General features: G+C 73.1%; 23 protein-coding genes. 15 read left to right on the forward strand and 8 right to left on the reverse strand.

Features of this window, described 5'->3' with window-relative positions; translation table 11 throughout:
- Positions 1 to 88: 88 nt before the first annotated feature.
- Positions 89 to 1672, forward strand: coding sequence for a hypothetical protein (locus tag ACZ4A5_RS01160; protein WP_467576800.1), 1584 nt, complete (start codon positions 89 to 91; stop codon positions 1670 to 1672).
- A gap of 88 nt (positions 1673 to 1760) precedes the next feature.
- Here ACZ4A5_RS01160 and ACZ4A5_RS01165 read toward each other — a convergent pair whose 3' ends face one another.
- Positions 1761 to 2117 carry an iron-sulfur cluster assembly accessory protein gene (locus tag ACZ4A5_RS01165; protein ID WP_301887915.1) on the reverse strand — a complete coding sequence of 119 codons (357 nt, stop codon included), beginning with the start codon at positions 2115 to 2117 and terminating at the stop codon, positions 1761 to 1763.
- A 246-nt stretch (positions 2118 to 2363) separates the two neighbouring features.
- Here ACZ4A5_RS01165 and nadA point away from each other — a divergent pair, with 246 nt between their 5' ends.
- Positions 2364 to 3542, forward strand: coding sequence for a quinolinate synthase NadA (gene nadA / locus ACZ4A5_RS01170; protein WP_398867303.1), 1179 nt, complete (start codon positions 2364 to 2366; stop codon positions 3540 to 3542).
- Positions 3543 to 3733: 191 nt separating this feature from the next.
- Here nadA and ACZ4A5_RS01175 read toward each other — a convergent pair whose 3' ends face one another.
- From ACZ4A5_RS01175 to ACZ4A5_RS01190, 4 genes are all read right to left on the reverse strand, one after another.
- Positions 3734 to 4438 carry a response regulator gene (locus ACZ4A5_RS01175; protein ID WP_467576805.1) on the reverse strand — a complete coding sequence of 235 codons (705 nt, stop codon included), beginning with the start codon at positions 4436 to 4438 and terminating at the stop codon, positions 3734 to 3736.
- A gap of 9 nt (positions 4439 to 4447) precedes the next feature.
- Entirely contained in the window at positions 4448 to 5731 is a 1284-nt protein-coding gene (locus ACZ4A5_RS01180) for a sensor histidine kinase (protein ID WP_467576808.1), read from the reverse strand.
- 143 nt (positions 5732 to 5874) lie between these two features.
- Positions 5875 to 6153, reverse strand: coding sequence for a PspA-associated protein PspAA (pspAA, locus tag ACZ4A5_RS01185; RefSeq protein WP_467576811.1), 279 nt, complete (start codon positions 6151 to 6153; stop codon positions 5875 to 5877).
- A gap of 52 nt (positions 6154 to 6205) precedes the next feature.
- Positions 6206 to 7003 carry a PspA/IM30 family protein gene (locus ACZ4A5_RS01190; protein ID WP_467576814.1) on the reverse strand — a complete coding sequence of 266 codons (798 nt, stop codon included), beginning with the start codon at positions 7001 to 7003 and terminating at the stop codon, positions 6206 to 6208.
- Positions 7004 to 7282: 279 nt separating this feature from the next.
- Here ACZ4A5_RS01190 and ACZ4A5_RS01195 point away from each other — a divergent pair, with 279 nt between their 5' ends.
- The 3 genes from ACZ4A5_RS01195 to ACZ4A5_RS01205 all read left to right on the forward strand — a co-directional run bounded on the left by ACZ4A5_RS01195 (position 7283) and on the right by ACZ4A5_RS01205 (position 9962).
- The gene (locus ACZ4A5_RS01195; protein ID WP_467576817.1) at positions 7283 to 7885 is read left to right on the forward strand and encodes a DUF3043 domain-containing protein; all 603 of its coding nucleotides are present in this window, start codon (positions 7283 to 7285) and stop codon (positions 7883 to 7885) included.
- Between the two features lie 92 nt (positions 7886 to 7977).
- Positions 7978 to 8685 (forward strand): class I SAM-dependent methyltransferase, encoded by a 708-nt coding sequence (locus tag ACZ4A5_RS01200; protein WP_467576820.1) that lies wholly within the window; start codon positions 7978 to 7980, stop codon positions 8683 to 8685.
- 191 nt (positions 8686 to 8876) lie between these two features.
- The gene (locus tag ACZ4A5_RS01205) at positions 8877 to 9962 is read left to right on the forward strand and encodes a S1C family serine protease (protein ID WP_467576822.1); all 1086 of its coding nucleotides are present in this window, start codon (positions 8877 to 8879) and stop codon (positions 9960 to 9962) included.
- 39 nt (positions 9963 to 10001) lie between these two features.
- Here the strand turns inward: ACZ4A5_RS01205 and ACZ4A5_RS01210 are convergent, their stop codons facing one another.
- Positions 10002 to 10211 carry a hypothetical protein gene (locus ACZ4A5_RS01210; RefSeq protein ID WP_398867311.1) on the reverse strand — a complete coding sequence of 70 codons (210 nt, stop codon included), beginning with the start codon at positions 10209 to 10211 and terminating at the stop codon, positions 10002 to 10004.
- Positions 10212 to 10394: 183 nt separating this feature from the next.
- Here ACZ4A5_RS01210 and ACZ4A5_RS01215 point away from each other — a divergent pair, with 183 nt between their 5' ends.
- From ACZ4A5_RS01215 to ACZ4A5_RS01230, 4 genes are all read left to right on the forward strand, one after another.
- On the forward strand, positions 10395 to 11588 hold the full coding sequence (locus ACZ4A5_RS01215) for a bifunctional adenosylcobinamide kinase/adenosylcobinamide-phosphate guanylyltransferase (RefSeq protein WP_467576825.1): 1194 nt from the start codon (positions 10395 to 10397) through the stop codon (positions 11586 to 11588).
- Positions 11589 to 11713: 125 nt separating this feature from the next.
- On the forward strand, positions 11714 to 12760 hold the full coding sequence (locus ACZ4A5_RS01220; protein WP_467576828.1) for a nicotinate-nucleotide--dimethylbenzimidazole phosphoribosyltransferase: 1047 nt from the start codon (positions 11714 to 11716) through the stop codon (positions 12758 to 12760).
- 73 nt (positions 12761 to 12833) lie between these two features.
- Positions 12834 to 14603 (forward strand): phosphatidylglycerol lysyltransferase domain-containing protein, encoded by a 1770-nt coding sequence (locus tag ACZ4A5_RS01225; protein ID WP_467576831.1) that lies wholly within the window; start codon positions 12834 to 12836, stop codon positions 14601 to 14603.
- Positions 14600 to 15364, forward strand: coding sequence for a hypothetical protein (locus ACZ4A5_RS01230; protein WP_467576834.1), 765 nt, complete (start codon positions 14600 to 14602; stop codon positions 15362 to 15364). The genes ACZ4A5_RS01225 and ACZ4A5_RS01230 overlap by 4 nt, the downstream gene beginning before the upstream one ends.
- On the opposite strand, the gene ACZ4A5_RS01235 is transcribed toward ACZ4A5_RS01230, so the two are convergent.
- A complete protein-coding gene (locus ACZ4A5_RS01235; RefSeq protein ID WP_467576837.1) occupies positions 15289 to 16026 on the reverse strand; it encodes a hypothetical protein in 738 nt (245 codons plus the stop codon). The two genes, ACZ4A5_RS01230 and ACZ4A5_RS01235, sit on opposite strands and share 76 nt — an antisense overlap.
- A 71-nt stretch (positions 16027 to 16097) precedes the next feature.
- On the opposite strand from ACZ4A5_RS01235, the gene ACZ4A5_RS01240 reads away from it, so the two are divergent.
- From ACZ4A5_RS01240 to ACZ4A5_RS01265, 6 genes are all read left to right on the forward strand, one after another.
- The gene (locus ACZ4A5_RS01240) at positions 16098 to 16895 is read left to right on the forward strand and encodes an adenosylcobinamide-GDP ribazoletransferase (RefSeq protein WP_467576839.1); all 798 of its coding nucleotides are present in this window, start codon (positions 16098 to 16100) and stop codon (positions 16893 to 16895) included.
- Between the two features lie 161 nt (positions 16896 to 17056).
- Positions 17057 to 18583 carry a leucyl aminopeptidase gene (locus tag ACZ4A5_RS01245; RefSeq protein WP_467576842.1) on the forward strand — a complete coding sequence of 509 codons (1527 nt, stop codon included), beginning with the start codon at positions 17057 to 17059 and terminating at the stop codon, positions 18581 to 18583.
- A 299-nt stretch (positions 18584 to 18882) separates the two neighbouring features.
- Positions 18883 to 20271, forward strand: a complete 1389-nt coding sequence (gene lpdA / locus ACZ4A5_RS01250; protein WP_398867319.1) for a dihydrolipoyl dehydrogenase — start codon at positions 18883 to 18885, stop codon at positions 20269 to 20271.
- A 49-nt stretch (positions 20272 to 20320) separates the two neighbouring features.
- Positions 20321 to 22108 carry a 2-oxoglutarate dehydrogenase, E2 component, dihydrolipoamide succinyltransferase gene (gene sucB / locus ACZ4A5_RS01255; RefSeq protein ID WP_467576845.1) on the forward strand — a complete coding sequence of 596 codons (1788 nt, stop codon included), beginning with the start codon at positions 20321 to 20323 and terminating at the stop codon, positions 22106 to 22108.
- Between the two features lie 186 nt (positions 22109 to 22294).
- A complete protein-coding gene (locus tag ACZ4A5_RS01260) occupies positions 22295 to 22918 on the forward strand; it encodes a GntR family transcriptional regulator (protein WP_467576849.1) in 624 nt (207 codons plus the stop codon).
- Positions 22919 to 23219: 301 nt separating this feature from the next.
- Entirely contained in the window at positions 23220 to 24206 is a 987-nt protein-coding gene (locus ACZ4A5_RS01265; RefSeq protein ID WP_467576851.1) for a helix-turn-helix transcriptional regulator, read from the forward strand.
- Positions 24207 to 24328: 122 nt separating this feature from the next.
- On the opposite strand, the gene ACZ4A5_RS01270 is transcribed toward ACZ4A5_RS01265, so the two are convergent.
- Positions 24329 to 25258 (reverse strand): SDR family oxidoreductase, encoded by a 930-nt coding sequence (locus tag ACZ4A5_RS01270; RefSeq protein WP_467576855.1) that lies wholly within the window; start codon positions 25256 to 25258, stop codon positions 24329 to 24331.
- Between the last annotated feature and the right edge of the window lie 119 nt (positions 25259 to 25377).

Genomic DNA, 25377 nt, shown 5'->3' on the forward strand with positions numbered 1-25377 from the left:
CCGCTCGCTCCTCCGCTCCGTCCAAGCGGCGTCCTCTTCTCGGGGGACCAGGCAGTACGGACATTGAGCGGAGCGAAGGAGCGATGTGGTGAGCACCGAAGGCGGCACACCGGACAGCAGTGGTCCCGCCGATCGCACCCCGGACCCCAAGGGCCGGCGGAAGCACCCGCGGCTGGCGGTGGCGTCGGTGGCGGCGGCGGTGCTGCTGGCCGGTGGCGGCGGCGCGTACTGGGCGTCGACCGCCTCGGACGGGGACTCCAAGGCGTCCGGCGGGCCGGGCGGCGACGGCTCTCCCCCGCCCCTGGCGCTGGACGGCTATCGCACGGGCGGCGGTTCCTCGCAGGGCATCGCGGTGGGCGAGCCGGACCCCAACGGCGTGCGCTACCGCGCGGAGGGGCAGTTGCCGGAGGGTCCACGGAAGGCGGCGGTGTACCCGCCCGGGGACCAGGTCGGCAAGGACCGGGTGGCGGCACTGGCCAAGGCCCTGTCGGTGCAGGGCGCGCCCCGGCTCGAAGGGGGCGTGTGGCGGGTCGGCGGCGCGCCCGGTTCCGACGAGCCGACGCTCCAGGTGAAGCAACAGGGGCCGGGCGACTGGTCGTTCTCGCGGTACGGCTCGCCGGGCGGCGGCTGTATGCACCCGCCGGGCGCGGGTCCGCGGGAGAGCGCGGACAAGGGCCTGGACAAGTCTCTCGCCTCGCCCTCCGGGAACTCCCCTTCCGGCGACTCCCCTTCCATGAACTGCCCGCAGTACAGGGGCATCGCGCCCGGTGACGCGCGGGCGGTGACGCAGGAGAGGGCGAAGAACGCCGCGGCGCCCGTGCTGAAGGCCCTCGGCCAGTCCGACGCGAAGCTCGACGCCCACCAGACCTTCGGGGCGGTTCGGGCGGTGCGCGCCGAACCGGTGGTGGACGGCACGCCCACGTACGGGCGGCAGACGACGCTGGAGGTCGGTTCGGACGCGCAACTGGTCAAGGGCGCCGGGCAGTTGGAGACCCCGAAGAAGGGCGCCGAGTATCCGCTGATCAACGCGACCGAGGCGCTGAAGGAGCTCAACAAGCACAGCGGCCCGGGGCAGCCGGTGGCCGTCGGCGGCTGCGCGACGGCCGTGCCCGCCACGCCGGACTACCCCACCACGCCCTGCCCGCCGGCGTCCGCCAAGCCGGGCGGGGAGCCCGCGGTGGTCCACAGCGCCTCGTTCGCGCTCGCCCAGCTGTACGTGCGGGGGCGGGAGACGCTGGTGCCGTCGTGGGTCTTCCAGGTGCGGATGGCGGGGGCCACGGACAAGGACGTCACGGTGCCGGTCGTCCAGCCCGCGGTGGACCCGAAGTTCCTCACGGCGCCGTCCACCGCGCCCTCGGCGCCGTCCGGCCCTCCGGCGACGGGCACGCCCCGGACGACCGCGGTGCGCGTCTTCGGCTACGACCAGGACGGCACGAAGCTCGTCCTGCACTTCTGGGGCGGGGTGTGCGACACCTACGCGGTGTCGGCCGAGCAGTCGAAGGACGCGGTGACGGTGAAGGTCACCGGCACGGAGAAGCAGCCCGGCCGGATGTGCGTGATGATGGCGGAGCGCTTCGACCGGACGGTGACGCTGGACCGCCCGCTGGACGGGCGGAAGGTGGTGGACGCGGTCACGGGTGAGACCGTGCCGGAGGCCACCCAGGGGAAGTAGGCCGCGGGAACGCCGAAGGCGGCGCCCCCTCCCGGGGGGCGCCGCCTTCACGCGTGGTGCCGGGCCGCGCCGGGGGCGGCCGGCCCGCCTAGCTGAAGGAGTCGCCGCAGGCGCAGGAGCCCGTGGCGTTGGGGTTGTCGATCGTGAAGCCCTGCTTCTCGATGGTGTCGACGAAGTCGATGGAGGCGCCGCCCAGGTACGGGGCGCTCATGCGGTCGGTGACGACCTTGACACCGTCGAAGTCCTTGACGACATCGCCGTCGAGCGAGCGCTCGTCGAAGAAGAGCTGGTAGCGCAGACCGGAGCAGCCACCGGGCTGGACGGCCACACGCAGGGCGAGGTCCTCCCGGCCTTCCTGCTCCAGCAGAGCCTTGACCTTGGCGGCCGCGGCATCGGACAGGAGGATGCCGTCGCTCACAGTGGTCTTCTCGTCCTGAACGGACATCTGCTTCACTCCCGGGTTTTGTGCGGACTGCTTGCCCTCGGCTGCAACCGCCGGTCTCCCGGATTCATTCCGGGCCTGGCATGTCACTTCTCGTCTTTCATGCTCGCACACCGCGCGCCCGATCGGGAATGCGTCACATCGACACTATGGGCATCGTCAAAGTGACGTGAAGCGGTTATGATAGATAGCGTCAAATTGACGACAAGGCCGTTCAGGGCCGTCAGCGGAACAGAAAGGGTGCGTGTCGTGACCACCGCCCAACCCTTGGATGTCCAGCCCACCCCCCTCGCGCTCCTGCTGCTCGGCCGCGAGGCCGACCCCAGGAGCGAACGCGGCGTGGAATGTCCGGGCGACCTGCCGGCGCCGTCCGACCCGGACCTCGTCGAGCGCGCCCGGGCGGCCAAGGCCAGGCTCGGCGACAAGGTCTTCGTGCTGGGGCACCACTACCAGCGCGACGAGGTCATCGAGTTCGCGGACGTCACCGGGGACTCCTTCAAGCTCGCGCGCGACGCGGCCGCCCGGCCCGACGCGGAGTACATCGTCTTCTGCGGCGTCCACTTCATGGCCGAGTCCGCGGACATCCTCACCACCGACGCCCAGCAGGTCGTCCTGCCGGACCTGGCCGCCGGGTGCTCGATGGCCGACATGGCCACCGCCGAGCAGGTCGCGGAGTGCTGGGACGTGCTGACCGAGGCGGGCGTCGCCGAGGTGACCGTCCCCGTCTCGTACATGAACTCCTCCGCCGACATCAAGGCGTTCACCGGCAAGCACGGCGGCACGATCTGCACCTCCTCCAACGCCGAGCGCGCCCTGAACTGGGCCTTCGAGCAGGGCGAGAAGGTGCTCTTCCTGCCCGACCAGCACCTCGGCCGCAACACCGCCGTCCGGGACCTCGGCATGTCCCTGGACGACTGCGTGGTCTACAACCCGCACCGGCCGAACGGCGGGCTGACCCCCGAGCAGCTGCGGGACGCGAAGATGATCCTGTGGCGCGGGCACTGCTCCGTGCACGGCCGCTTCTCGCTGGACTCCGTGCGCGACGTGCGCGAGCGCATCCCCGGCGTCAATGTGCTGGTGCACCCCGAGTGCAAGCACGAGGTCGTGGCCGCGGCGGACTACGTCGGTTCGACGGAATACATCATCAAGACGCTGGAGGCCGCCCCGGCCGGCTCCAAGTGGGCCATCGGCACGGAGCTCAACCTCGTACGCCGCCTGGCGAACCGCTTCGCCGATGAGGGCAAGGAGATCGTCTTCCTCGACAAGACGGTCTGCTTCTGCTCGACGATGAACCGGATCGATCTGCCGCACCTGGTGTGGGCGCTGGAGTCGCTGGCGGACGGCAAGGTCGTCAACCGCATCGAGGTCGACGCGGAGGTGGCGGCGTTCTCCCGGCTGGCGCTGGAGCGGATGCTTTCGTTGCCGTAGGCGGCGGTTTTTGTCGGGTGCGGGTTGTGTGTGGCTGGGGTTCGGGTGCCCTCAAACGCCGGCCGGGCTTGGGTTTGTGGTGGGTGCCGGGGACGTTCAGGGTCCGTTCCGGACAACAGATCAGCCCGTCCGGCGTTCGAAGACAACGCGCGAAGCGTGTTGCGGGGGGCTGGGGGCTTGCCCCCCATGAGCTAATCCGTCCGCGGCCGCACCAGCCCCGACTCGTAAGCGATGACCACCAATTGGGCCCGGTCACGAGCCCCCAGCTTGGCCATCGCCCGGTTCACATGCGTCTTCACCGTCAGCGGGCTGACAGCGAGCCGCTCGCCGATCTCGTCGTTCGACAGCCCGCCGGCCACCTGCACCAGCACCTCCCGCTCCCGGCCGGTCAGGGCGTCGAGGCGGGTCGCCGCCGGATCCCCTTCGTGCCACGGCTCGGGGTCGCCCTGGGCCAGGAACTTCGCAATGAGGCCCTTCGTCGCGGCCGGTGACAGCAGCGACTCCCCCGCTCTGGTGATCCGGATCGCCGACAGCAGCTCGTCCGGCTCCGCGCCCTTGCCGAGGAAGCCGGAGGCGCCCGCGCGCAGCGACCGCACCACGTACTCGTCGACCTCGAAGGTCGTCAGCATCACCACCCGCACCTTCGAGAGGGCGGGGTCGGAGCAGATCGCGCGGGTGGCCGCGAGGCCGTCCGTGCCGGGCATGCGGATGTCCATCAGGACGACGTCCGGGAGGTGGCGGCGGGCCAGCTCGACGGCCTCCGCGCCGTCCGCCGCCTCTCCCACCACGGTCATGTCGGGCTCGGAGTTCACCAGCACCCGGAAGGCGCTGCGCAACAGCGCCTGGTCGTCGGCGAGGAGGACGCGTATGGCTTCTGCGGGCGGCTCGTCAGGCATGGGCTCAGCCTAGGCGCGTTCTCCCGCCACGCCGATCGGCAGCCGGACGCGGACCCGGAAGCCGGGGGCGCCGTCCCTCGGGCCCGCCTCGCACGTGCCGCCCAGGGCGCAGGCGCGCTCCTTCATGCCGACCAGGCCGTGGCCGCCGGGGGCCCGGTCGGTGCCGCCCGGTTCAGGGGCCGGGTCGCCGCCGTCGTCCTGGACGACGACGAGGAGGGAGTCCGCGTCGCGTACGAGACCGACCTCGGCGTGGGCGCCCGGTCCCGCGTGCTTCCGGACGTTGGTCAGCGCCTCCTGGAGCACGCGGTAGGCGGCCAGGTCGACGGCGGCGGGCAGCTTGCCGATGACGGCCGCCGCCCGCGCCGCGTCCGTGGTGGTGCCGGGGCCGCCGGGGAGGTCCGAGGCCGCGCTGACGTCGACGCGCAGGCCCGCGCGGGCGAAGCCGTCGACGAGGGGGCCGAGGACGGCGAGGCCGGGGGCCGGTTCCGTGGGCGCCTCGGGGTCGCCGTACTGCCGCAGCAGGCCGACCGTGGCGCGCAGCTCCGAAAGGGCCGAGCGGCTGGCCTCGCGGACGTGCGCGAGGGCCTCCTTGGCCTGGTCGGGGCGGCTGTCCATGATGTGCGAGGCCACTCCCGCCTGGACGTTGACGAGGGCGATGTGGTGGGCGACGACGTCATGGAGCTCGCGGGCGATCCGCAGCCGTTCCTCGGCGACGCGGCGCCGGGCCTCCTCCTCGCGGGTGCGCTCCGCGCGTACGGCCCGCTCCTCGATCGCCGCGATGTAGGCGCGCCGGCTGCGGACGGCGTCGCCCGCGGCGGCCGCGAGGCCGGTCCAGGCGAGGAGGCCGAGGTTCTCCTGCGAGTACCAGGGCGGCACTCCGGAGAGCACCACGATGCCCCCGAGCAGGGCGACCGTGAGGGCGGCGATGCGCCAGGCGGCGGGCCGCTCGGTGCGGGACGCGACGGTGTAGAGGGCGACGACGACGGCCACCGCGATCTGGGTGCGCGGCAGGTCGTCGCTGCCGGTGACGACCTCGACGAGGGTGAGCGCGGAGGTCGCGCAGAGCACCGTCCTGGGGACCCTCCGGCGGGCCACGAGGCAGGCGCAGGCCAGGACGCTCAGCACGATGAAGCCGGGGCCGGGCGGGGGCAGGGTGCCGGAGCGGCGGTTGACGAGCGAGCCGATGAGGACGGTCGCGAGGGTGGCGGCGGCCAGCAGCGCGTCGGCGGCGAGCGGGTGGGCGCGCAGCCAGCCGCGGGGGCGGGCCAGACCGGTGACGGCGAGAGAGGTCATCGGGTCCCATCAGGAGGGTCTCACGGCGCCCTCGCGCCGCGCGGGCGCACCGGTGGAAACCGGCCGCGCCCCCGCCCCACAGGGGGGAGGGGGCGCCGCGGGTGCTGGAGTGTGCGGGGCCGGCCGGGGCGCGGCCGGTGGTGTCAGCCGGGAATGAGACCGTCGTCGCTCAGCATCTGCCTGACCTCGTCAAGCGAGGCGTCGGGCGCGGGGAGGATGAGCTCCGAGGGCTCCAGGGCGTCGTCGGGCAGGGGCTCGCCGAGGTCGCGCACGGCGTCGAGCAGGGCGCCGAGGGTGCGGCGGAAGCCCTCCTCGTCACCGCTCTCCATCTCGGCGAGCAGCTCGTCGTCCAGCCTGTTCAGCTCGGTGAAGTGGCTGTCGGCCAGCTTCACCTGCCCCTCCCCCATGATCCGCACGATCATGACGGTCTCCCTCGGTCCGGTGCCTGCTGACTCACTGCCGATCCTTACCCGGTCACTGCTTGTCGAAGCGCGGCCGCTCCTGCGGCTGCGCCTGCTGCGCCTGACCGCCGGTGCCGCCCTCGATGGCCTGCTGCCCGCCGCTGGTGCCGCCCGCGAGCTCGGCCTTCATCCGCTGGAGCTCCAGCTCCACGTCCGAGCCGCCGGAGAGGCGGTCCAGCTCGGCGGTGATGTCGTCCTTGGCGGTGCCGGTGGGGTCGTCGAGGGCGCCCGAGGCGAGCAGCTCGTCGATGGCACCGGCGCGGGCCTGCATCTGCTGCGTCTTGTCCTCGGCGCGCTGGATGGCCATGCCGACGTCGCCCATCTCCTCGGAGATGCCGGAGAACGCCTCGCCGATGCGGGTCTGGGCCTGGGCGGCGGTGTAGGTGGCCTTGATCGTCTCCTTCTTGGTGCGGAAGGCGTCGACCTTGGCCTGGAGGCGCTGCGCGGCGAGCGTCAGCTTCTCCTCCTCGCCCTGGAGCGTGGAGTGCTGCGTCTCCAGGTCGCTGACCTGCTGCTGGAGCGCGGCCCGCCGGGAGAGCGCCTCGCGCGCCAGATCCTCACGGCCGAGCGCGAGCGCCTTGCGGCCCTGGTCCTCCAGCTTGGTGGACTGGCCCTGGAGCTGGTTGAGCTGGAGCTCCAGGCGCTTGCGGGAGGTGGCGACGTCCGCCACTCCGCGGCGCACCTTCTGCAGCAGTTCGAGCTGCTTCTGGTACGAGTAGTCGAGGGTCTCGCGCGGATCCTCGGCCCGGTCCAGGGCCTTGTTGGCCTTCGCGCGGAAAATCATTCCCATACGCTTCATGACACCGCTCATGGGCCTCGGGCGCCCCCTTCTGACGGACTACGAACTCCAGCACATCTTGCAGAACCCACAGTACGGGGCCCGCTTCCATTACCGCACTGTTCGGGCGCCGATGCGCTCCTCCTCCAGGACGATCAGGAGGCCGCCGCTCTCCGGCGCAAGGAGTACGCGGACGCCGGGGTGCCAGGGGTGTGCCCCGCCCCCGCCCCGTACGGTGAACGCGCCGCCGTTGCCGGATCGTTCCCCCTGCGGCCGGTGACCCGCAGGCCGCACCCCGTACCCTTGGGTTTCGTGTTCCGAAGCCGTTCCACTTCCAAGGATGAGCAGGCCGCAGCCGCCAAGGCGAGCGCGGACCGGTCTCAGCAGCCCCGTGACCCGCAGGCCCCGAAGGGCCGCCCGACCCCCAAGCGCAGCGAGGCCACCTCGCAGCGCCGCAGCCTGGCCAGCACTCCCACCAATCGCAAGGACGCCGCCAAGCGCGCCCGCGAGGCGCGCCGCGTGGACCTGGCCAAGCAGCGCGAGGCCCTCGCCAACGGCGACGAGCGGTTCCTGCCGGCCCGCGACAAGGGCCCGATCCGCCGCTTCGCGCGCGACTTCGTGGACGCGCGCTATTCGGTGGCGGAGTTCTTCCTCCCTCTCGCCGTGATCATCCTCATCATGAGCATGGTCAACCGCGGCTCCTTCCAGGCGTACGTGCTGCTCGCCTGGATGGTCGTCATCCTCCTCATCGTCATCAACTCCGTGATCACGGGCATCACCCTGCGGCGCGCGCTCAAGCAGCGCTTCCCGGGTGAGAACCTGCGCGGCGCCGTGCCCTACGGCCTGATGCGCACGCTCCAGATCCGCCGGCTCCGCCTGCCCAAGCCCATGGTCAAGCGCGGGGCGAAGCCCTGACCGGCGGCGCCCTCACGGCCGGCTTCGGCGGTGGCGCCGACGCCTGGCTACGAGGGCTCGGGGGGATCCGGAACACCGTCCGCCAGGAGCTGGTGGCGCGCCAGCTCGACGAACAGATAGCGGCCCGCTTCCCGGTGGGCCGCCGGCTGCGCGTCCTGGACGTCGGCCTCGGCCAGGGCACCCAGGCGCTGCGGCTGGCCCGCGCCGGTCACGAGGTGACCGGCCTGGAGTCCGACCCGCGGATGGTGGCCGCGGTCCGGCAGGCGCTGACCGCCGAGCCGGAGGGCATCCAGGAGCGGGTGCGGGTCATCGAGGGCGACGGCCGGGACACCGGCGCGCACTTCCTGCCCGGCGCGTTCGACGTCGTGCTGTGCCACGGCGTCCTGATGTACGTGCCGGAGCCCGATCCGATGCTCGCCGGGCTGGCCCGGGTGCTCGCGCCCGGCGGCCTGCTGTCCCTGGTCGTGCGGAACGCCGACGCGCTGGCGATGCGCCCCGGGCTGGGCGGTGACTGGGAGACCGCGCTGGCGGCCTTCGACTCGCCCGCCTACACCAACCGCCTCGGCCTGGACGTGCGCGCGGACCGGCTGGAGACCCTGACCGCGACCCTCGCGGGCATCGGGGCGCCGCTCCACGCGTGGTACGGCGTGCGGGTCTTCACCGACCGGGCCCCGGACGCGGCCGCGCCGCCGTCCGGCACGGAGCTGCACCGCCTGCTGGCGGCGGAGGACCGGGCGGGGCGGACGGACCCCTACCGCGCGGTGGCGGCGCTGCTGCATCTGTGCGGCGTACGGGGATGAGGCAGACCGGGGATCTTCGCGATCGTGCGGGGCTTGAGGCAGGCCCGGGATCTTCGCGATCCTGCGGGGCTCGAAGCAGGCCGGGCTCGGTTTCCGGGTGACAGGCGCCCGGGGCCGGGCTCCTGTCCCACATCCGCCCCCGTTGCCTCATCGGCCGGGACACCGGCGGCCCCGGCCGTGATACTCCGGATATGGACGGTTCACGCGCACCTGCCCGCTCCCGCCGGATCCTCCTCCCCCTGACCGCCGCGGCCTGCGCCGCCGCTCTCCTCGCCGGGTGCTCCGCCTCGCGCACCTCGACCTCCCCGGCCCCCTCGACGGCCTCGTCCGCCGCCCCCGCGGCCGCCGGTGCCGCCGGGGATCTCCAGGCCGCGTACGAGAAGGTCGTCAAGGACGTCCTTCCGTCCGTCGTGCAGATCACCACCGGCGAGGGCCTCGGCTCCGGGGTCGTCTACGACGACAAGGGGCACGTCGTCACCAACGCGCACGTCGTCGGGGACGCCACGAGCTTCAAGGTCACCCTGGCCACCGGCGGTGACGCCGTCGGCGCCCGGCTCGTCTCCAGCTACCCCGAGCAGGACCTCGCCGTCGTGCAGCTCGACAGCGTGCCGAAGAACATCAAGCCCGCCACGCTCGGCGACTCCGCCAAGGTCGAGGTCGGCCAGATCGTGCTGGCCATGGGCAACCCCCTCGGGCTGTCCAGCAGCGTCACCCAGGGCATCGTCTCAGCCGTGGGCCGCACGGTCAGCGAGGGCCGCGGCGGGGGCGGCACGGGCGCGACGATCTCCAACATGGTGCAGACGTCCGCGGCCATCAACCCCGGCAACAGCGGCGGCGCCCTCGTGAACCTCGCCGGTCAGGTCATCGGCATCCCGACGCTGGCCGCCACCGACCCGGAGCTGGGGCAGGGCGCCGCGCCCGGCATCGGCTTCGCGATCCCCGCCGCGACGGTGCGCACCATCGCCGGGCAGATCGTCAGAAGCGGCAAGGTCACCGACTCCGGCCGGGCCGCGCTGGGCATCACCGCGCGGACCATCGTCGGCCAGGACTTCGCGCCGGCCGGGGTCGCGGTCGTCTCCGTCACCCGGGGCGGCGCCGCCGACAAGGCGGGTCTGAAGGCCGGCGACATCATCACGCGGGTGAACAAGAGCCCGATCACGACCATGCAGTCGCTGACCGAGGCCCTCGCGGCGCTCAAGCCGGGCGACCGGGCCGACGTGACGTACGACCGGGACGGCTCGGAGCACACGGCGAACGTGACCCTGGGCGAGATGTGACCCGCGGCCCGGCACCCCGCGGGGTGCCGGGCCCGGATGTCAGCCGTCGACGGCCGCCCGCAGGCTCATCCGGTAGATCTCCGTGCCGTCCTCGAACAGCGTGACCTGCTCGGCCCCGCCGTCGAGGAGGTCCTTCCAGACCTCGCCGATCCAGGACTCCGCGTCCCCTTGCGTAGTGAAGTCCTCCGGCTCCACCGAGGGCGACGTCTCCGTCCCGTCGGCCTTCTCGAACCGCCACACCCACGCCATGTCCGCCTCCTGGGCCTTCGCTAGCCGAACCGCAAGTCCATGTGCTGTGCAGCGCAGCCTAGGCCGTGTGCGGCAGATCTTGTACGCCCCTTCCGCACCGCTCCGTCCACGCCCGGGCCACGAAGCGCGGCGAAGGGGTGAGCCCCGCGCGCCCGTGCCCGGCGGACGCGAGACGATCAGTGCGTGGAACTGACTCTGCTCGGCACCGGAGCCCCCGACGGGCTGCCGCGCCCCGCCTGCCCCTGCGCGTCGTGCGCCACCGCCGTCGGCGACGACGCGCGGGCCGCGACGGCGCTGCTCGTCGACGGGGCGCTGCTCCTGGACCTCACCCCGGGCCCGGCCTTCGCGGCCGCGCGGGCGGGGCGGTCGATCGCGGGGGTGCGGCAGGTGCTGCTCTCGCACCCGCACGACGGGCCCTCGGTGGAGTTCCCGGCCGGGCTGCCCGCGCCGGTGCGGGTCCCCGACGGGCGCGAGCTGTCGCTGATCAGCGGGCACAAGGTGCGGGCGATGGCCCTGGACTCCCCGGGCACCGGCTACGAGGTGACGTCTCCCGAAGGCGAGCGCCTGCTCTACCTCCCGCCGGGCGGCGCCCCGGCCGGGCCGGTGGGGGCGAAGCCGTACGACATGGTGCTGCTCGACGTCACCGGGCGGCCCGACGCGCTGGCCCGGCTGCGCGGCGCGGGCGCGGTCGCCGCGACGACCGACGTGCTCGCCGTCCACCTCGACCACGACGTGCCGCCGGGCCGCGAGCTGCACCGGCGGCTGGCCGCCGCGGGCGCGCGGGCCGTGCCGGACGGCACGACGCTGGTCGTCGGCGACTACCACGCGGTGCCGGACCTGCCGCGCCGGACGCTCGTCCTGGGCGGCGCCCGGTCGGGCAAGTCGGTGGAGGCGGAGCGGCGGCTGGAGTCCTTCCCCGACGTGCTGTACGTGGCCACCGGCGGCACGCGCGAGGGCGACGCCGACTGGGCGGCCCGGGTGGCCCTGCACCGCGAGCGCCGCCCGGGTTCCTGGCGTACGGCGGAGACCTGCGACCTCGTCCCGCTGCTGGCCGCCGACGGCCCTCCGCTGCTGATCGACTGCCTCTCGCTGTGGCTGACGGACGCGATGGACTCCGTCGGCGCCTGGGACGACGCGACGTGGTCCAACGGCGGCTCCGCCGCGCTCGCCGCCCGGGTGGACGCCCTGGTGGCGGCCCTGCGCGCGACGTCCCGCACGGTGGTGGCCGTCAGCAACGAGGTGGGCTCGGGCGTCGTCCCCGCGACCGCCTCGGGCCGCCGCTTCCGCGACGCGCTGGGCCGGCTCAACGCGGCGGTCGCGGGCGAGTGCGAGCAGGTGGTGCTGGTGGTGGCGGGACAGGCGCTGCCTCTGCGCTGACCTGGACCGGGAGCCTTCCCGCCGGCCCGCCCGGCGGCGGCCGCGGCGCGAACTCCGGGGCGGTGGCGGGAAAGCGTGGCGCACCCACAGGGATACCCCCCGCCCCCACGGGTAGTGTTGCGCGGATGAGCGGTCTGAATCTTGATGACTTCGCCACCCTGATCGAGCGCCCCGACCCCGGCGTCCGCAGGGATGCCGAAGCACGGCGGGAGCGCCTCGCGCCCCGCCCGGGGGCCCTGGGCCGGCTGGACGAGCTGGGCGAGTGGCTCGCCGCGGCGCAGGGCTCGGTACCGGTCAAGCCGGTCGAGCGGGTCACGGCGCTGCTGTTCGCGGGCGACCACGGCGTCGCCGAGCTGGGCGTCTCGGCGGGCCCGAAGGGGGGCGCCCACGAGCTCGTACGGGCGGCCCTGGACGGGCGGAGCACCGGCGCGGTCCTGGCGCGGCGGGCCGGGGCGCGGCTGCGCGTCGTCGACATGTCGGTGGACTGCGACCCGGCGGAGCTGCCCGAGGACGTCACGCGGTACCGCGTGCGCCGTGGCTCGGGCCGGATCGACGTCGAGGACGCGCTGACGGCCGAGGAGGCCGAGGCGGCGTTCCGCGCGGGCATGGCGATCGCCGACGAGGAGGCCGACTCGGGCACCGACCTGGTGGTCCTGGGCGACCTCAGCGTGGGCGGCACCACCGCGGCGGGCACCCTGATCGGCGCGCTGTGCGGCACGGACGCCTCCGTGGTGACCGGCCGGGGCGGCGCGGGCATCGACGACCTGGCGTGGATGCGCAAGTGCGCCGCGATCCGGGACGCGCTGCGCCGGGCCCGCCCGGTGCTGGGCGACCAGCTCCAGCTGCTGGCGGCGACCGGCGGCGCGGACCTCGCCGCGGCCACGGGCTTCCTGCTGCAGAGCGCGGTGCGCCGGACGCCGGTCATCCTCGACGGGGTGGTCTCGGCGGCGTGCGCGCTCGTGGCGCAGCGGGTGGCGTTCCGGGCGCCGGACTGGTGGCTCGCCGGGCAGTCGAGCGGCGATCCGGCCCAGGCGAAGGCGCTCGACCGGATGGCTCTCAACCCTTTGCTCGATCATGGCGTCACAGTGGGCGAGGGGACAGGGGCGCTGCTCGCACTGCCATTGGTGCAGGCGGCCGCGGCCCTGGCGGCGGAACTCCCGGAGCGTGACTGAGGGGCCTGGGTGACCAGGGGTCCGTCCGACGCCGGAATTCCACCGTAGAAGGTGCCCCATATGCTCACTTTTCATGGGAGAAGCTCGCTTGACTCCGGATGAGGGAACGCCGGCCGGCGGTGTCTGGCCGCGACGTTCCGCCACGTTCGCCGTGTGGTATCTGCGCGTGGTCACGTTCGTCAATCTGCTCAGCGCGGTATGGGTGTCGTTCGGGGCGGACATCCGGCGGCACAACGTCGACGAGTTCTTCACCCCGTATCTGCTGACGGCGGGCTTCGCGTCGGCGCTGTGGTCGTTCGTCATGGCGGTCACCCTGCGCCGGCGCAAGCGCGCCTCGTGGATCCTCAATCTGGTGCTGTCCGGGCTGTTCCTGGTCTTCATGGCGCTGCTCATGACCGATCCGGAGTTCAGCAGGCACGGCCTGAACTGGTTCTCCCTGGTGATGACCGGTCTCTTCGTGGCCGCGCTGATCACGGGCCGCCGCGAGTTCTACGCCAAGGGCGACCGCGCCAACCCCCGCCTCGCCACGCTCGTCGCGGCGGGCGGCCTGCTGGTCACCTCGCTGATCGCCGGGCTGCTGGTGACGGCCACCAACGAGGCCGCCGACGCCGCGCGCTCCACCTTCTGGGACCGCTGGCTCTACGGCTTCATGCGGCTGATCTCGATCTCCGTGGACGAGGAGCGCTATCCGGGCGTCTCCACGCCCAGCTGGGTGAACGTCTTCATCAACGTCATGAGCACGGCCCTGCTGCTGCTCGTGGTGTACGCGGCCTTCCGCGCCCGGCGCGCCACCGACCCGCTCACCGGCGAGGACGAGGAGCGGCTGCGCGCCCTGCTGGCCAGGCACGGCGACCGGGACTCGCTCGGCTATTTCGCGCTGCGCCGCGAGAAGAGCGTCATCTGGTCGCCCAGCGGCAAGGCGGCGGTCACCTATCGCGTGGTCGGCGGGGTCTCCCTGGCCTCCGGCGATCCGATCGGCGACCCCGAGGCGTGGCCCGGTGCCATCGAGCCCTGGCTGACCGAGGCCCGCGAGCACGGCTGGAGCCCGGCGGTGATGGGCGCGAGCGAGGAGGGCGGCACCATCTACGCCCGGCACGGCCTGAACGCCCTGGAGATCGGTGACGAGGCCATCGTGGACACCGGCGAGTTCACGCTCGACGGGCGCGCGATGCGGACCGTGCGGCAGGCGTACAACCGGGTCAAGCGCGCCGGTTACAGCGTCACCATCAGGCGCCACGAGGACATCCCCGAGGCGGAGATGGCCGAGCTGCTGCGGCGCGCCGACGACTGGCGCGACGGGGCCACCGAGCGCGGCTTCTCCATGGCGCTGGGCCGGCTCGGCGACCCCGGTGACGGCCGCTGCGTGATGCTGGAGTGCCACGACGGGAACGGCGAGCTGCGGGCGCTGCTGAGCTTCGTGCCGTGGGGCCCCAAGGGCCTGTCGCTGGACCTGATGCGGCGGGACCGGGACTCCGAGAACGGCCTGATGGAGTTCATGGTCATCGAGCTGCTCCAGCAGGCCAAGGGGCTCGGCATCACCCAGGTGTCGCTGAACTTCGCGATGTTCCGGTCCGTCTTCGAGCGGGGCTCGCGGCTGGGCGCGGGCCCGGTGCTGCGGATCTGGCGCTCGCTGCTGAGCTTCTTCTCCCGCTGGTGGCAGATCGAGTCGCTCTACCGAGCAAATGCGAAGTACCGCCCCATCTGGGAACCTCGTTTCATGCTGTTCGAGAAGAGCAGCGATCTGCTGCGGATCGGGATCGCGAGCGCCCGGGCCGAGGGCTTCCTGGAGGCTCCGGGGCTGCCGAAGTGGCTCAACCGCAAGCACCTGGAGAGCTCGCGATGAACCGCGCGGCGCTGCGTCGCGCCGCGTATACCGAATGGGGACCGCTCGTCGGCACCGTCCGGCGGGCCCTGGCGCGCGGGAAGCTGCGCGCGGTCCCGATGACGCTCACGGCCGTGGTCCTGACCTCGGTCTTCCAGCTGGTGCAGAACCAGTCCTGGGGCTTCCAGCCGGTGCAGAAGCTGGGCTCCGTGCAGGCGCGGCTGCCCTGGTGGCTGGCGCTGCTGCGAACCCCGCTGTCGCTGTTCGTCCCCGCGCTGGACCTGCCGGTGTGGGGCGCGCTGGCCCAGATCCTGCTGGTCTTCGGCATCGCGGAGATCTGCCTGGGCAAGTGGCGCACACTCGCCATCGCGTACGTCGCCACGCTCGCCGGGACGATGTACGCGCGGCTGGCCATCCACATCGGCCCGGACTCCGTCCTCGGCCTGCCGCCCGACGCGGCCAAGATCATCGACACCGGGCCCTCGGCCGCGGTGGTCGGGCTCGCGGTGTACGTCTCCTGGCGCTACCGGGCCTGGTTCACCTGCGCCACGGTGGTGCTGGCCATGGTCGGGGAGGCCCTGATCAAGCCCAACCTGGCGGGCAAGGAGCACATAGCGGCGGTCCTGGCGATGCTCGTGCTGTGCGTCGCCGACGAGGTGCGCAGGCGGCGCAAGCCGGGCGCGGACGCGTACGAGGAGGCCGTCGGTCAGCGGTCCGGGGCGCCCGCGAGCAGATCGTGGAGACGGTTGCGCACGGCGGCCCACCGCGCGTCGTGGCGGTAGGCGCGCACCCGGGCCCTGCGGCGGGCCCGTGGGCGGTGGCGGTAGAAGCGCCGGGCCCACGGTGACCCGGGCCGGGCCAGCCGCACCGCGCCGACCAGGGCCACCAGCGGCACCACACAGCCGATCACGGCGATCCGCGGCTTGCCCTTGGCGAGGGCGAAGAGGGCGATCACGAAGTTGGTCACGAAGTTGGTGATCACGATGCTGCGGTTCTGGAGCTCGTCCGGGGTCAGCTCGTTGACGCCGAACGGCAGGAAGCCGGAGAGCACCAGCCCGACCAGGGCCGCCGTCATCACCACGACCTCGACGCTCTTGCGGCCCTGCTCCGTCCAGTAGACGTCGTCCAGGTGCAGGACGAGCGCGAACTCGTCCAGCACCAGCCCGGCGCCGGTGCCGAAGAGGACGGCGGAGACCGAGGCGCCGAAGCCGTGCCGGCCCTCCGCGACCGCTCCGAAGCCGCCGACGACCATCAGGACGATGCCGGGCACCACATGGTGCACATGCAGACCGCCGGGGCTGATGTTGCGGAAGGGGCCCCGGCCCGCCCGGATCAGCCGGGTGATCACCCGGGTCACCAGGAACGTCATGACGAAGGCGGTCAGCGCGAGCAGCAGGGGCAACTTGCCCGGTTCGACAATGTTGCGCGCCCACCAGTGCCCCATGGATCTCCCGCTCCCGAACGCCTCTCACCAGCAAACCTACTGCGCTCAGGGGGCGGGATAGGGTGCCCGCGATGACCGACACGACTTCAGCTCACGCGACCCCCGGCGAGGCGCTCCGGTTCGCCTTCGGCACCCTGACCGTCCTGCCCGTGCGGGTCTCCCGCTGGGACCGGGCGGCGGCGCGCGGCGGCATGCTCGCGGCGCCGCTGGCGGGGCTGGCCGTGGGCGTCGCCGCGGGTGCGGCGGGGCTGCTGTTCCTGCTGCTCGGCACGGGCGCGCCGGTCGCGGCCGTGGCCACGGTCGCGGTGCCCGCCGTCCTCACCCGCGCCCTCCACCTGGACGGCCTCGCGGACGTCGCCGACGGCCTGGGCAGCGGCAAGCCCGCACAGGACGCGCTGCGCGTCATGAAGCGCTCCGACATCGGGCCCTTCGGCGTCGTCACCCTGCTGCTGGCCCTCCTCGGCCAGGTGGCGGCGCTCGCCTCGCTCTACGCCGCGTCCCCGGCCCGCGGCGCGCTCGCGGCCGCCACGGCCGCCCTCGCCGCCCGCTGCTCGCTGACCCTCGCCTGTCGGACCGGCGTCCCGGCGGCACGGCCCGAGGGACTGGGCGCGGCCGTGGCTGGCGTCGTACGGACCCGGTCCGCGGTGGCGGTGGCGGCGCTGGTGAGCTGCGCGGCCGCGGCCGCGGGGTGGCAGGCCGGGCCATGCGGAGCGCTGCGCGCGGGGGTCGCGGTGGCGCTCGCCCTCATGGCGGGTGAGCTGCTGCTACGGCACTGCGTACGCCGCTTCGGCGGAGTGACGGGCGATGTTTTCGGGGCCCTCGCGGAGACCTCGGCGACGGCGGCTCTGGTCGTCCTGACCATGGGCTGACCGCCGGGCGGCGCCCGCGCGCCCGGCGGCGGTCGCGGCCGAAGAAGGATCCCACCGGGAGGCCGCACCCCGGCATCGCCCGCGAGACGCATACGATGCGCAGGGTGCGGCCGGCCCACCCATCGGCCGAAAACTCAAACGGAAGTAGGGACCCCACCACCGTGTCTGCTCTGACTCTCAGCACATCCAGTGCGGCGACGCTCCGCGCGGACGCCATCGTCATCGGCGTGGCGAAGGGCCCCAAGGGCCCGGTCGTCGCGTCCGGCGCCGAAACCGTGGACAAGGCGTTCGACGGCAAGCTCGCCGCCGTCCTGGACACCCTCGGCGCCACCGGCGGCGAGGGCGAGACGACCAAGCTCCCCGCGCCGTCCGGGCTCAAGGCCCCGCTCGTGCTGGCGGTGGGGCTGGGCGACGCCCCGGCCAAGGACGAGGGCTTCGGCCACGAGGCCCTCCGCCGCGCCGCCGGCTCCGCGGCCCGCGCGCTGACGGGCGTCAAGAAGGCCGGGTTCGCCCTGCCGGTGGAGGACGCCGAGGCGGCCGCGGCCGTCGCCGAGGGCGCGCTGCTCGGCGCGTACTCCTTCGTGCCGGTCGACGGCGGCAAGAAGAACGCCGACAAGTCCGGCAAGAACGCCCCGCTCGGCGAGGTCGCGCTGCTGGGCGCCAAGCCCCGCGACAAGGCGTTCAAGGCGGCCGCCGAGCGGGCGGCCGCGCTGGCCGAGGAGATGAACCGGGCCCGCGACCTGGTCAACCTCCCGCCGAACGACCTCACCCCGAAGTCCTTCGCCACAACGGCCCAGGCCGCGGGCAAGGAGCACGGCTTCAAGGTCGAGGTGCTGGACGAGAAGGCGCTGCTCAAGGGCGGCTTCGGCGGCATCATGGGCGTCGGCCAGGGCTCCGCCAACCCGCCGCGGCTGGTGCGCCTCGGCTACACCCACCCCAAGGCCGAGAAGACGCTCGCGCTGGTCGGCAAGGGCATCACCTACGACTCGGGCGGCATCTCGCTCAAGCCGGCCGGCCACAACGAGACGATGAAGTGCGACATGGCCGGCGCCGCCGCCGTGTTCGCCGCGGTCGTCACCGCCGCGCGGCTCGGCCTGCGGGTCAACGTGACCGGCTGGCTGGCGCTCGCCGAGAACATGCCGTCCGGCACCGCCGCCCGCCCGGGTGACGTGCTGCGGATGTACGGCGGCAAGACCTGCGAGGTCCTCAACACCGACGCCGAGGGCCGCCTGGTCATGGGCGACGCCCTGGCCCGCGCCTCGGAGGAGAACCCCGACGCGCTCGTGGACGTCGCCACCCTGACGGGTGCCATGGTGTCCGCGCTCGGCAATCGCACGTTCGGCGTCATGGCCAACGACGACGCGTTCCGCACCTCGGTCTACGAGATCGCCGAGGAGAGCGGCGAGCAGGCGTGGCCGATGCCGCTCCCGGCCGAGCTGCGCAAGGCCATGGACTCGCCCGTCGCCGACTTCGCCAACATCGGCGAGCGGATGGGCGGCGGCCTGTCCGCGGGCCTCTTCCTGAAGGAGTTCGTGGGCGAGGGCATCCCGTGGGCCCACCTGGACATCGCCGGTCCCGCGTACCACGAGAGCGCCCCCTTCGGCTACACCCCGAAGGGCGGCACGGGCTCCGGGGTTCGCACCCTGGTCCGCCTGGCGGAGCACATCGCCGACGGCGACCTCGGCTGAGCCGGATCGGACTCGCGTGCGAAATGTGCGGCCCCGAGCGTTTCGCCCGGGGCCGTCCGGCATTCGTTCGCCCGTAACGAAATCCACACCTCGTACGCGCGAGTAACCCCCGAAGGTGACGCATCAGTCTCCCCGGAGCCCCCGCCCGGCGTCCCGCCGTCCGTCAACAAGTGCGAAGATGTTGTCTCGGCAGGACAGGGCCCCATTGACCCAGGGCCGAAGCAAAAGCGGCCGAACAACAGCCGCCGCCCGGTCAGAGACGACCGGCTCCGGCGTATTCCATGCATGGAGGACGTGACGTGGCGAACGACGCCAGCACCGTTTTCGACCTAGTGATCCTCGGAGGCGGTAGCGGCGGTTACGCCGCTGCCCTGCGCGGAGCGCAGCTGGGTCTGGACGTCGCTCTGATCGAGAAGAACAAGCTCGGCGGCACCTGCCTGCACAACGGCTGCATCCCCACCAAGGCGCTGCTGCACGCCGGTGAGATCGCCGACCAGGCCCGCGAGGCCGCGCAGTTCGGTGTCAAGGCCACCTTCGAGGGCATCGACATCGCGGGCGTCCACAAGTACAAGGACGACGTGATCGCCGGCCTGTACAAGGGCCTCCAGGGTCTGGTCGCCTCCCGCAAGGTGACCTACATCGAGGGCGAGGGCCGCCTGTCCTCCCCGACCTCCGTCGACGTGAACGGCCAGCGCATCCAGGGCCGCCACATCCTGCTGGCGACCGGCTCCGTGCCGAAGTCGCTGCCGGGCCTGGAGATCGACGGCAACCGCATCATCTCCTCGGACCACGGCCTGACCCTGGACCGCGTGCCGAAGTCCGCGATCGTCCTGGGCGGCGGCGTCATCGGCGTCGAGTTCGCGTCCGCGTGGAAGTCCTTCGGGACCGACGTCACGATCGTCGAGGGCCTCAAGCACCTCGTCCCGGTCGAGGACGAGAACAGCTCCAAGCTGCTGGAGCGCGCCTTCCGCAAGCGCGGCATCAAGTTCAACCTCGGCACCTTCTTCCAGAAGGCGGAGTACACCGCCGACGGCGTGAAGGTCACCCTTGCGGACGGCAAGGAGTTCGAGGCCGAGATCCTGCTCGTCGCCATCGGCCGCGGCCCGGTCTCGCAGGGCCTGGGCTATGAGGAGCAGGGCGTCGCGATGGACCGCGGCTACGTCCTGGTCGACGAGTACATGCAGACCAACGTGCCGACGATCTCGGCCGTCGGTGACCTCGTCCCGACGCTCCAGCTCGCGCACGTCGGCTTCGCCGAGGGCATCCTGGTGGCGGAGCGACTGGCCGGTCTCAAGCCCGTGCCGATCGACTACGACGGCGTGCCCCGGGTGACGTACTGCCACCCCGAGGTCGCCTCCGTGGGCATCACCGAGGCCAAGGCCAAGGAGATCTACGGCGCGGACAAGGTCGTCGCTCTGAAGTACAACCTCGCGGGCAACGGCAAGAGCAAGATCCTCAAGACCGCGGGCGAGATCAAGCTCGTCCAGGTCAAGGACGGTGCCGTCGTCGGCGTCCACATGGTCGGTGACCGTATGGGTGAGCAGGTCGGCGAGGCCCAGCTGGTCTACAACTGGGAGGCGCTGCCGGCCGAGGTCGCGCAGCTCATCCACGCGCACCCGACGCAGAACGAGGCTCTCGGCGAGGCCCACCTGGCCCTGGCCGGCAAGCCGCTGCACGCGCACGACTAATTCCCGAGCGCACCATCATCCGCACTACTCGTAAGGAGCAACCGCAACCATGGCGGTTTCCGTAACACTGCCGGCGCTCGGCGAGAGCGTGTCCGAGGGCACCGTCACCCGCTGGCTCAAGGCCGAGGGTGAGCGTGTCGAGGCCGACGAGCCGCTGCTCGAGGTCTCCACCGACAAGGTCGACACCGAGATCCCGGCGCCCGCGTCCGGCATCCTGGCCTCCATCAAGGTCGCCGAGGACGAGACGGTCGAGGTCGGCGCCGAGCTGGCCATCATCGACGACGGCACCGGTGCCCCGGCCGAGGCTCCGGCCCCGGCCGCCGCCGAGGCCCCCGCCGCTCCGGCCGAGGCTCCCGCCCCGGTCGCCGAGGCCCCTGCCGCCCCCGCCCCCGCCGCCGCCCCGGCCGAGGAGGCCCCCGCGGCCGCCCCCGCCGGTGCCGCCGAGGGCACCCCGGTCGTGCTCCCCGCCCTGGGCGAGTCCGTGACCGAGGGCACCGTCACCCGCTGGCTCAAGGAGGTCGGCGAGACGGTCGAGGTCGACGAGCCGCTGCTCGAGGTCTCCACCGACAAGGTCGACACCGAGATTCCCGCCCCGGTCGCCGGCGTCCTGCTGGAGATCGTCGTCGGTGAGGACGAGACCGCCGAGGTCGGCGCCAAGCTCGCCGTCATCGGTGCCGCGGGTGCCGCTCCGGCCGCCGCTCCGGCTCCGGCCGCGCCGGCCCCCGCCGCCGCCCCGGCCCCCGCCGCCGAGGCCCCCGCCGCTCCGGCTGCCCCGGCTCCGGCCGCTGCCCCGGCTCCGGCTCCGGCCGCCCCGGCTCCCGCCGCCGCTCCGGCTCCGGCTGCCGCTCCGGCCCCGGCCGCGCCCGCTCCGGTGGCCGCGCCCGTCACCCCGGCCCCGGCCGCCGCTGCCGCGACCGACGGCGCTTACGTCACCCCGCTGGTGCGCAAGCTCGCCGCCGAGAACGGCGTGAACCTCGCGGCCGTCCAGGGCACCGGTGTCGGTGGCCGCATCCGCAAGCAGGACGTCATCGCCGCCGCCGAGGCCGCCAAGGCCGCGCCGGCCCCGGCCGCCGCCCCCGCCGCCGCGCCGAAGGCCGCCGCCGCGGCCCCGTCGCCGCTGCGTGGCCAGACGGTCAAGATGACCCGCATGCGCAAGGTCATCGGCGACAACATGATGAAGGCGCTGCACGGCCAGGCGCAGCTCACCTCCGTGGTCGAGGTGGACATCACCAAGATCATGAAGATGCGCGGCAAGGCCAAGGACGCGTTCGCGCAGCGTGAGGGCGTCAAGCTCTCCCCGATGCCGTTCTTCGTCAAGGCCGCCGTCCAGGCGCTGAAGGCCCACCCGGTCGTCAACGCCCGGATCAACGAGGAAGAGGGCACCATCACCTACTTCGACTCCGAGAACGTCGGCATCGCCGTCGACTCGGAGAAGGGCCTGATGACCCCGGTCATCAAGGGTGCGGGTGACCTCAACATCGCGGGCATCGCCAAGAAGACCGCGGAGCTGGCCGGCAAGGTCCGCTCCAACAAGATCACGCCGGACGACCTCGCCGGCGCGACCTTCACGATCAGCAACACCGGCTCGCGCGGTGCGCTGTTCGACACGGTCATCGTGCCCCCGAACCAGGTCGGCATCCTGGGCATCGGCGCGACCGTCAAGCGCCCGGTGGTCGTCGAGACCCCCGAGGGCACGGTCATCGCCGTCCGCGACATGACCTACCTGTCGCTCTCCTACGACCACCGCCTGGTGGACGGCGCCGACGCGGCCCGTTACCTGTCGGCCGTCAAGGAGATCCTGGAGGCCGCCGAGTTCGAGACCGAGATCGGTCTGTAGATCCTCGCCTCCCCCAGGGCAGCCTGAAGGGCGCGGCCCCGGTCCCGTACTGCGGTACGGGCCGGGGCCGCGCCCTTCGCCGTCCCGCGGCTTTACGCTCCCGAAACCAGCCGGGCCGCGAGCGGCGTCCACCTCCCGGGAATAATGGCGTCCGGTCCGATCCGGGCCCGCCCCTAAGGAGCCCCCATGGCCACACCCGTCGTGCATTCGCTGCGTGAGCAGATCCGCGAGCACATCCTCGAGGGAATCATCAGCGGCCGCTGGCAACCGGGCGAGCGGATCGTGGAGCGCCGGATCGCCGCCGAGCTGGCGGTGAGCCAGACGCCCGTCCGGGAGGCCCTGCGCGAGCTGGAGTCGCTGCGGCTGATCGAGTCGGTGCCCAACAAGGGCGTACGCGTCCGCGGCCTCACCGCCACCGACCTCAAGGAGAGCTACCCGGTGCGGGCGGGCCTGGAGCGGCTCGCGGCCGAGCTGGCGGCGCCCGTGCTCGCCGAGGACGACGCGACGCTGCGGCCGGAGGTGGAGGCGCTCTACGCCGCGGACCGCTCGGGCGACGGCGAGGCGCAGGTGCGGCACACGGTGGCCTTCCACCGGGAGATCGTCAGGGCGGCCGGGAACGCCGTCCTGCTGCACACCTGGGAGTCGCTGGGCATCGAGGTGTGGACGACCCTGTCGATCCGCTGGCTGAGCCCGGAGCCGCGGTCGTACGCCGAGGACCACGCGGAGATCGTGGAGGCGTTCAAGCGGCGCGATCCGGAGATCGGCGAGCTGCTGAAGACCCACGTCCTGAGCTGCGCGCCACGGATCTGACCCCCCGGTCTCCGCTGCGCGGGAAAGTTTTTCCACGCCCGGCATTGATCGATCATCGATCAGAGGCGTATCGTCTCCGCGGGACGCATCGCGTCCCGGTCATCCGGTCCTTCCGGTGCGAGCCCCGCCATGGCGCCCTGTCCTGTGACACGGCGAGGCTCGACGGTGAGGGCAGGACTCCGCGCGCCTTCCATGCCCTGGCCGACGCGCGGAGTCCTGTCGTCGCCGCAACCGCCAGGCCACCGGAAACCGTAAGGCCGGTGGAAACCGTAAGGCCGGTGCCGCTGGGCATGATGAACGCATGCGCGCGGCCAGGCTGATCAAATTGGTGCTGCTCCTCCAGTCCCGGACGTCGATGACGGGGTCCGAGCTGGCGCGGCAGCTGGAGGTCTCGGAGCGTACGGTCGCCCGGGACGTCCTCGCCCTGTCCGAAGCGGGCGTCCCCGTCTACGCCGACCGCGGCCGGTCCGGCGGCTACCGCCTCATCGGCGGTTACCGCACCCGGCTGACCGGTCTCGGGCGCACGGAAGCCGAGGCGCTGTTCCTCTCCGGCGTGCCCTCCGCGCTGCGCGAGATGGGCCTCGCCGACGCCGCCTCCGCCGCCCGGCTCAAGGTCTCCGCCGCGCTCCGGCCCGAGCTGAACGATGCCTCCGCGAGCGCGGCCCAGCGCTTCCACCTGGACGCCCCCGGCTGGTGGCAGCCGGCCGAACCGCCCGAGCTGCTGCCCGCGATCGCCGACGCGGTGTGGGACGACCGCCGGCTGACGGCCCGCTACCTCAGGCGCGACGCCGAGGTGGAGCGCGACCTCGACCCGTACGGCCTCGTCCTGAAGGCCGGGGTCTGGTATCTCGCGGCCCGCGCGGTGGACACGCGGGAATTCCGCGTCTACCGCGTGGACCGCTTCACCGCGGTGACGGCCGGGGAGGAACGGTTCCTCCGCTCCGACGCCTTCGACCTGCCGGTCTTCTGGGAGGAGCGGGCGGCGGAGTTCACCCGGTCCCTGCTGCGCGAGCGCGCCGTGCTCCGCCTCACCCCCGAGGGCGCCCGCCGCCTCCCCCACGTCACCGACCGCACGGCGGCCCGCGAGGCGGTCGAGGCCGCGGGCCCGCCGGACGAGCGGGGCCGGATCACGGTCACCCTGGGCGTGGAGTCGCTGGAGGTGGCCTACGAGCAGCTGCTCGCCCTGGGCCCGGAGGCCGAGGTGCTGGCTCCCGGGCCGCTGCGTGAACGGTTCGCCTCGGCGGCGGCGCGCGGCGCGGAGCTGTACGGGCCGGAGGGCGCGTCCTGAGCGGGGTGGAGCCCACCGCGGGCGCGGGGAGGCGTCGGCGCGCGGCTCCGCCGCGTGGGCGCGCCCGGCCACGACGGCGCCCGGACGACCGACGGCACCTGGCACTGCTTCCGGCGGAGCGTCTAGCGGTAGTCCGCCACCCGCCCCTCCTTGCCGCCGAGGACCACGTCCTTGAAGTACGCGAAGCAGTCCGGCCGCGATCCGTCCACGTCGGTGAACCCGTACTCCCGGGCCAGTTCGCCGCTGGAGAGGGACGCGCCGTTCCAGCGGGCCCTGTCCGGGTCGGCCGCGAGGTGCGCGACCGCCCGCCCGATGAGCGCCGGCGACTCCGAGATCGCGAAATGCGGATCCTCGCGCACCGCGTCGCGCCACGTCTCCTCGGTCACCCCGAAGTGGTCGAGCATCGCCTCCGACCGCAGGAAGCCGGGCGTGAGCGAGAGGGCGGTCCCGCCGTACTCCTTCAGCTCTTCCGCGAGGCCGCGTGCCATCCGGATCGGCCCGTACTTCGCGAGGTCGTAGAAGAGGTTGCCGCGGTAGGCGGCGTTGAACTCCTCCGTGCCGTCGGTGATCTCCACGACCAGTCCCCCGGGCCGCCGGATCAGCAGCGGCAGCGCGTGATGGCTGGTGATCGCGTGCGTCTCCAGGGAGAGGCGCAGCATGCGCAGGCCCTTGCCGAGGTCGGCGTCCCAGACCTTGGTGCCGGACTCGAGCAGGTGGTCGCCGCCCCAGACGTCGTTGACGAGCACATCGAGCCGCCCCTGTTCGCGGTCGACGCGTTCCACGAGCGCCTTGACCCGGTCCGGCTCCAGGTGGTCGGTGGGGACCGCGATGCCGGTCCCGCCCGCGGCCGTCACCAGCTCCGCGGTCTCCTCGACGGTCTCCGCCCGCCCGACCTCGCTGCGGTGGCCGCGGGTCGTGCGGCCCGTCGCGTAGACGGTCGCCCCCGCCTCGCCGAGTGCCACCGCCATGGCCCGGCCCGCTCCCCGCGTCGCTCCCGCGACCAGGGCGACCTTGCCCGCGAGCGGTCCGCCCGGTGTGCTCCGAGTGTTCACGTCCTGGTGTCCTTCCGTCGTGCCGGTGTCCTGCCGGTCTTCGCACGGGGGACCCTGCCAGCCAATCCGGACACCTCCTGTCGGGATTCGTGAGATCCCCTTCGGGCGACGCGCCGGTA

This window comes from Streptomyces sp. NPDC025618, from assembly GCF_055558795.1.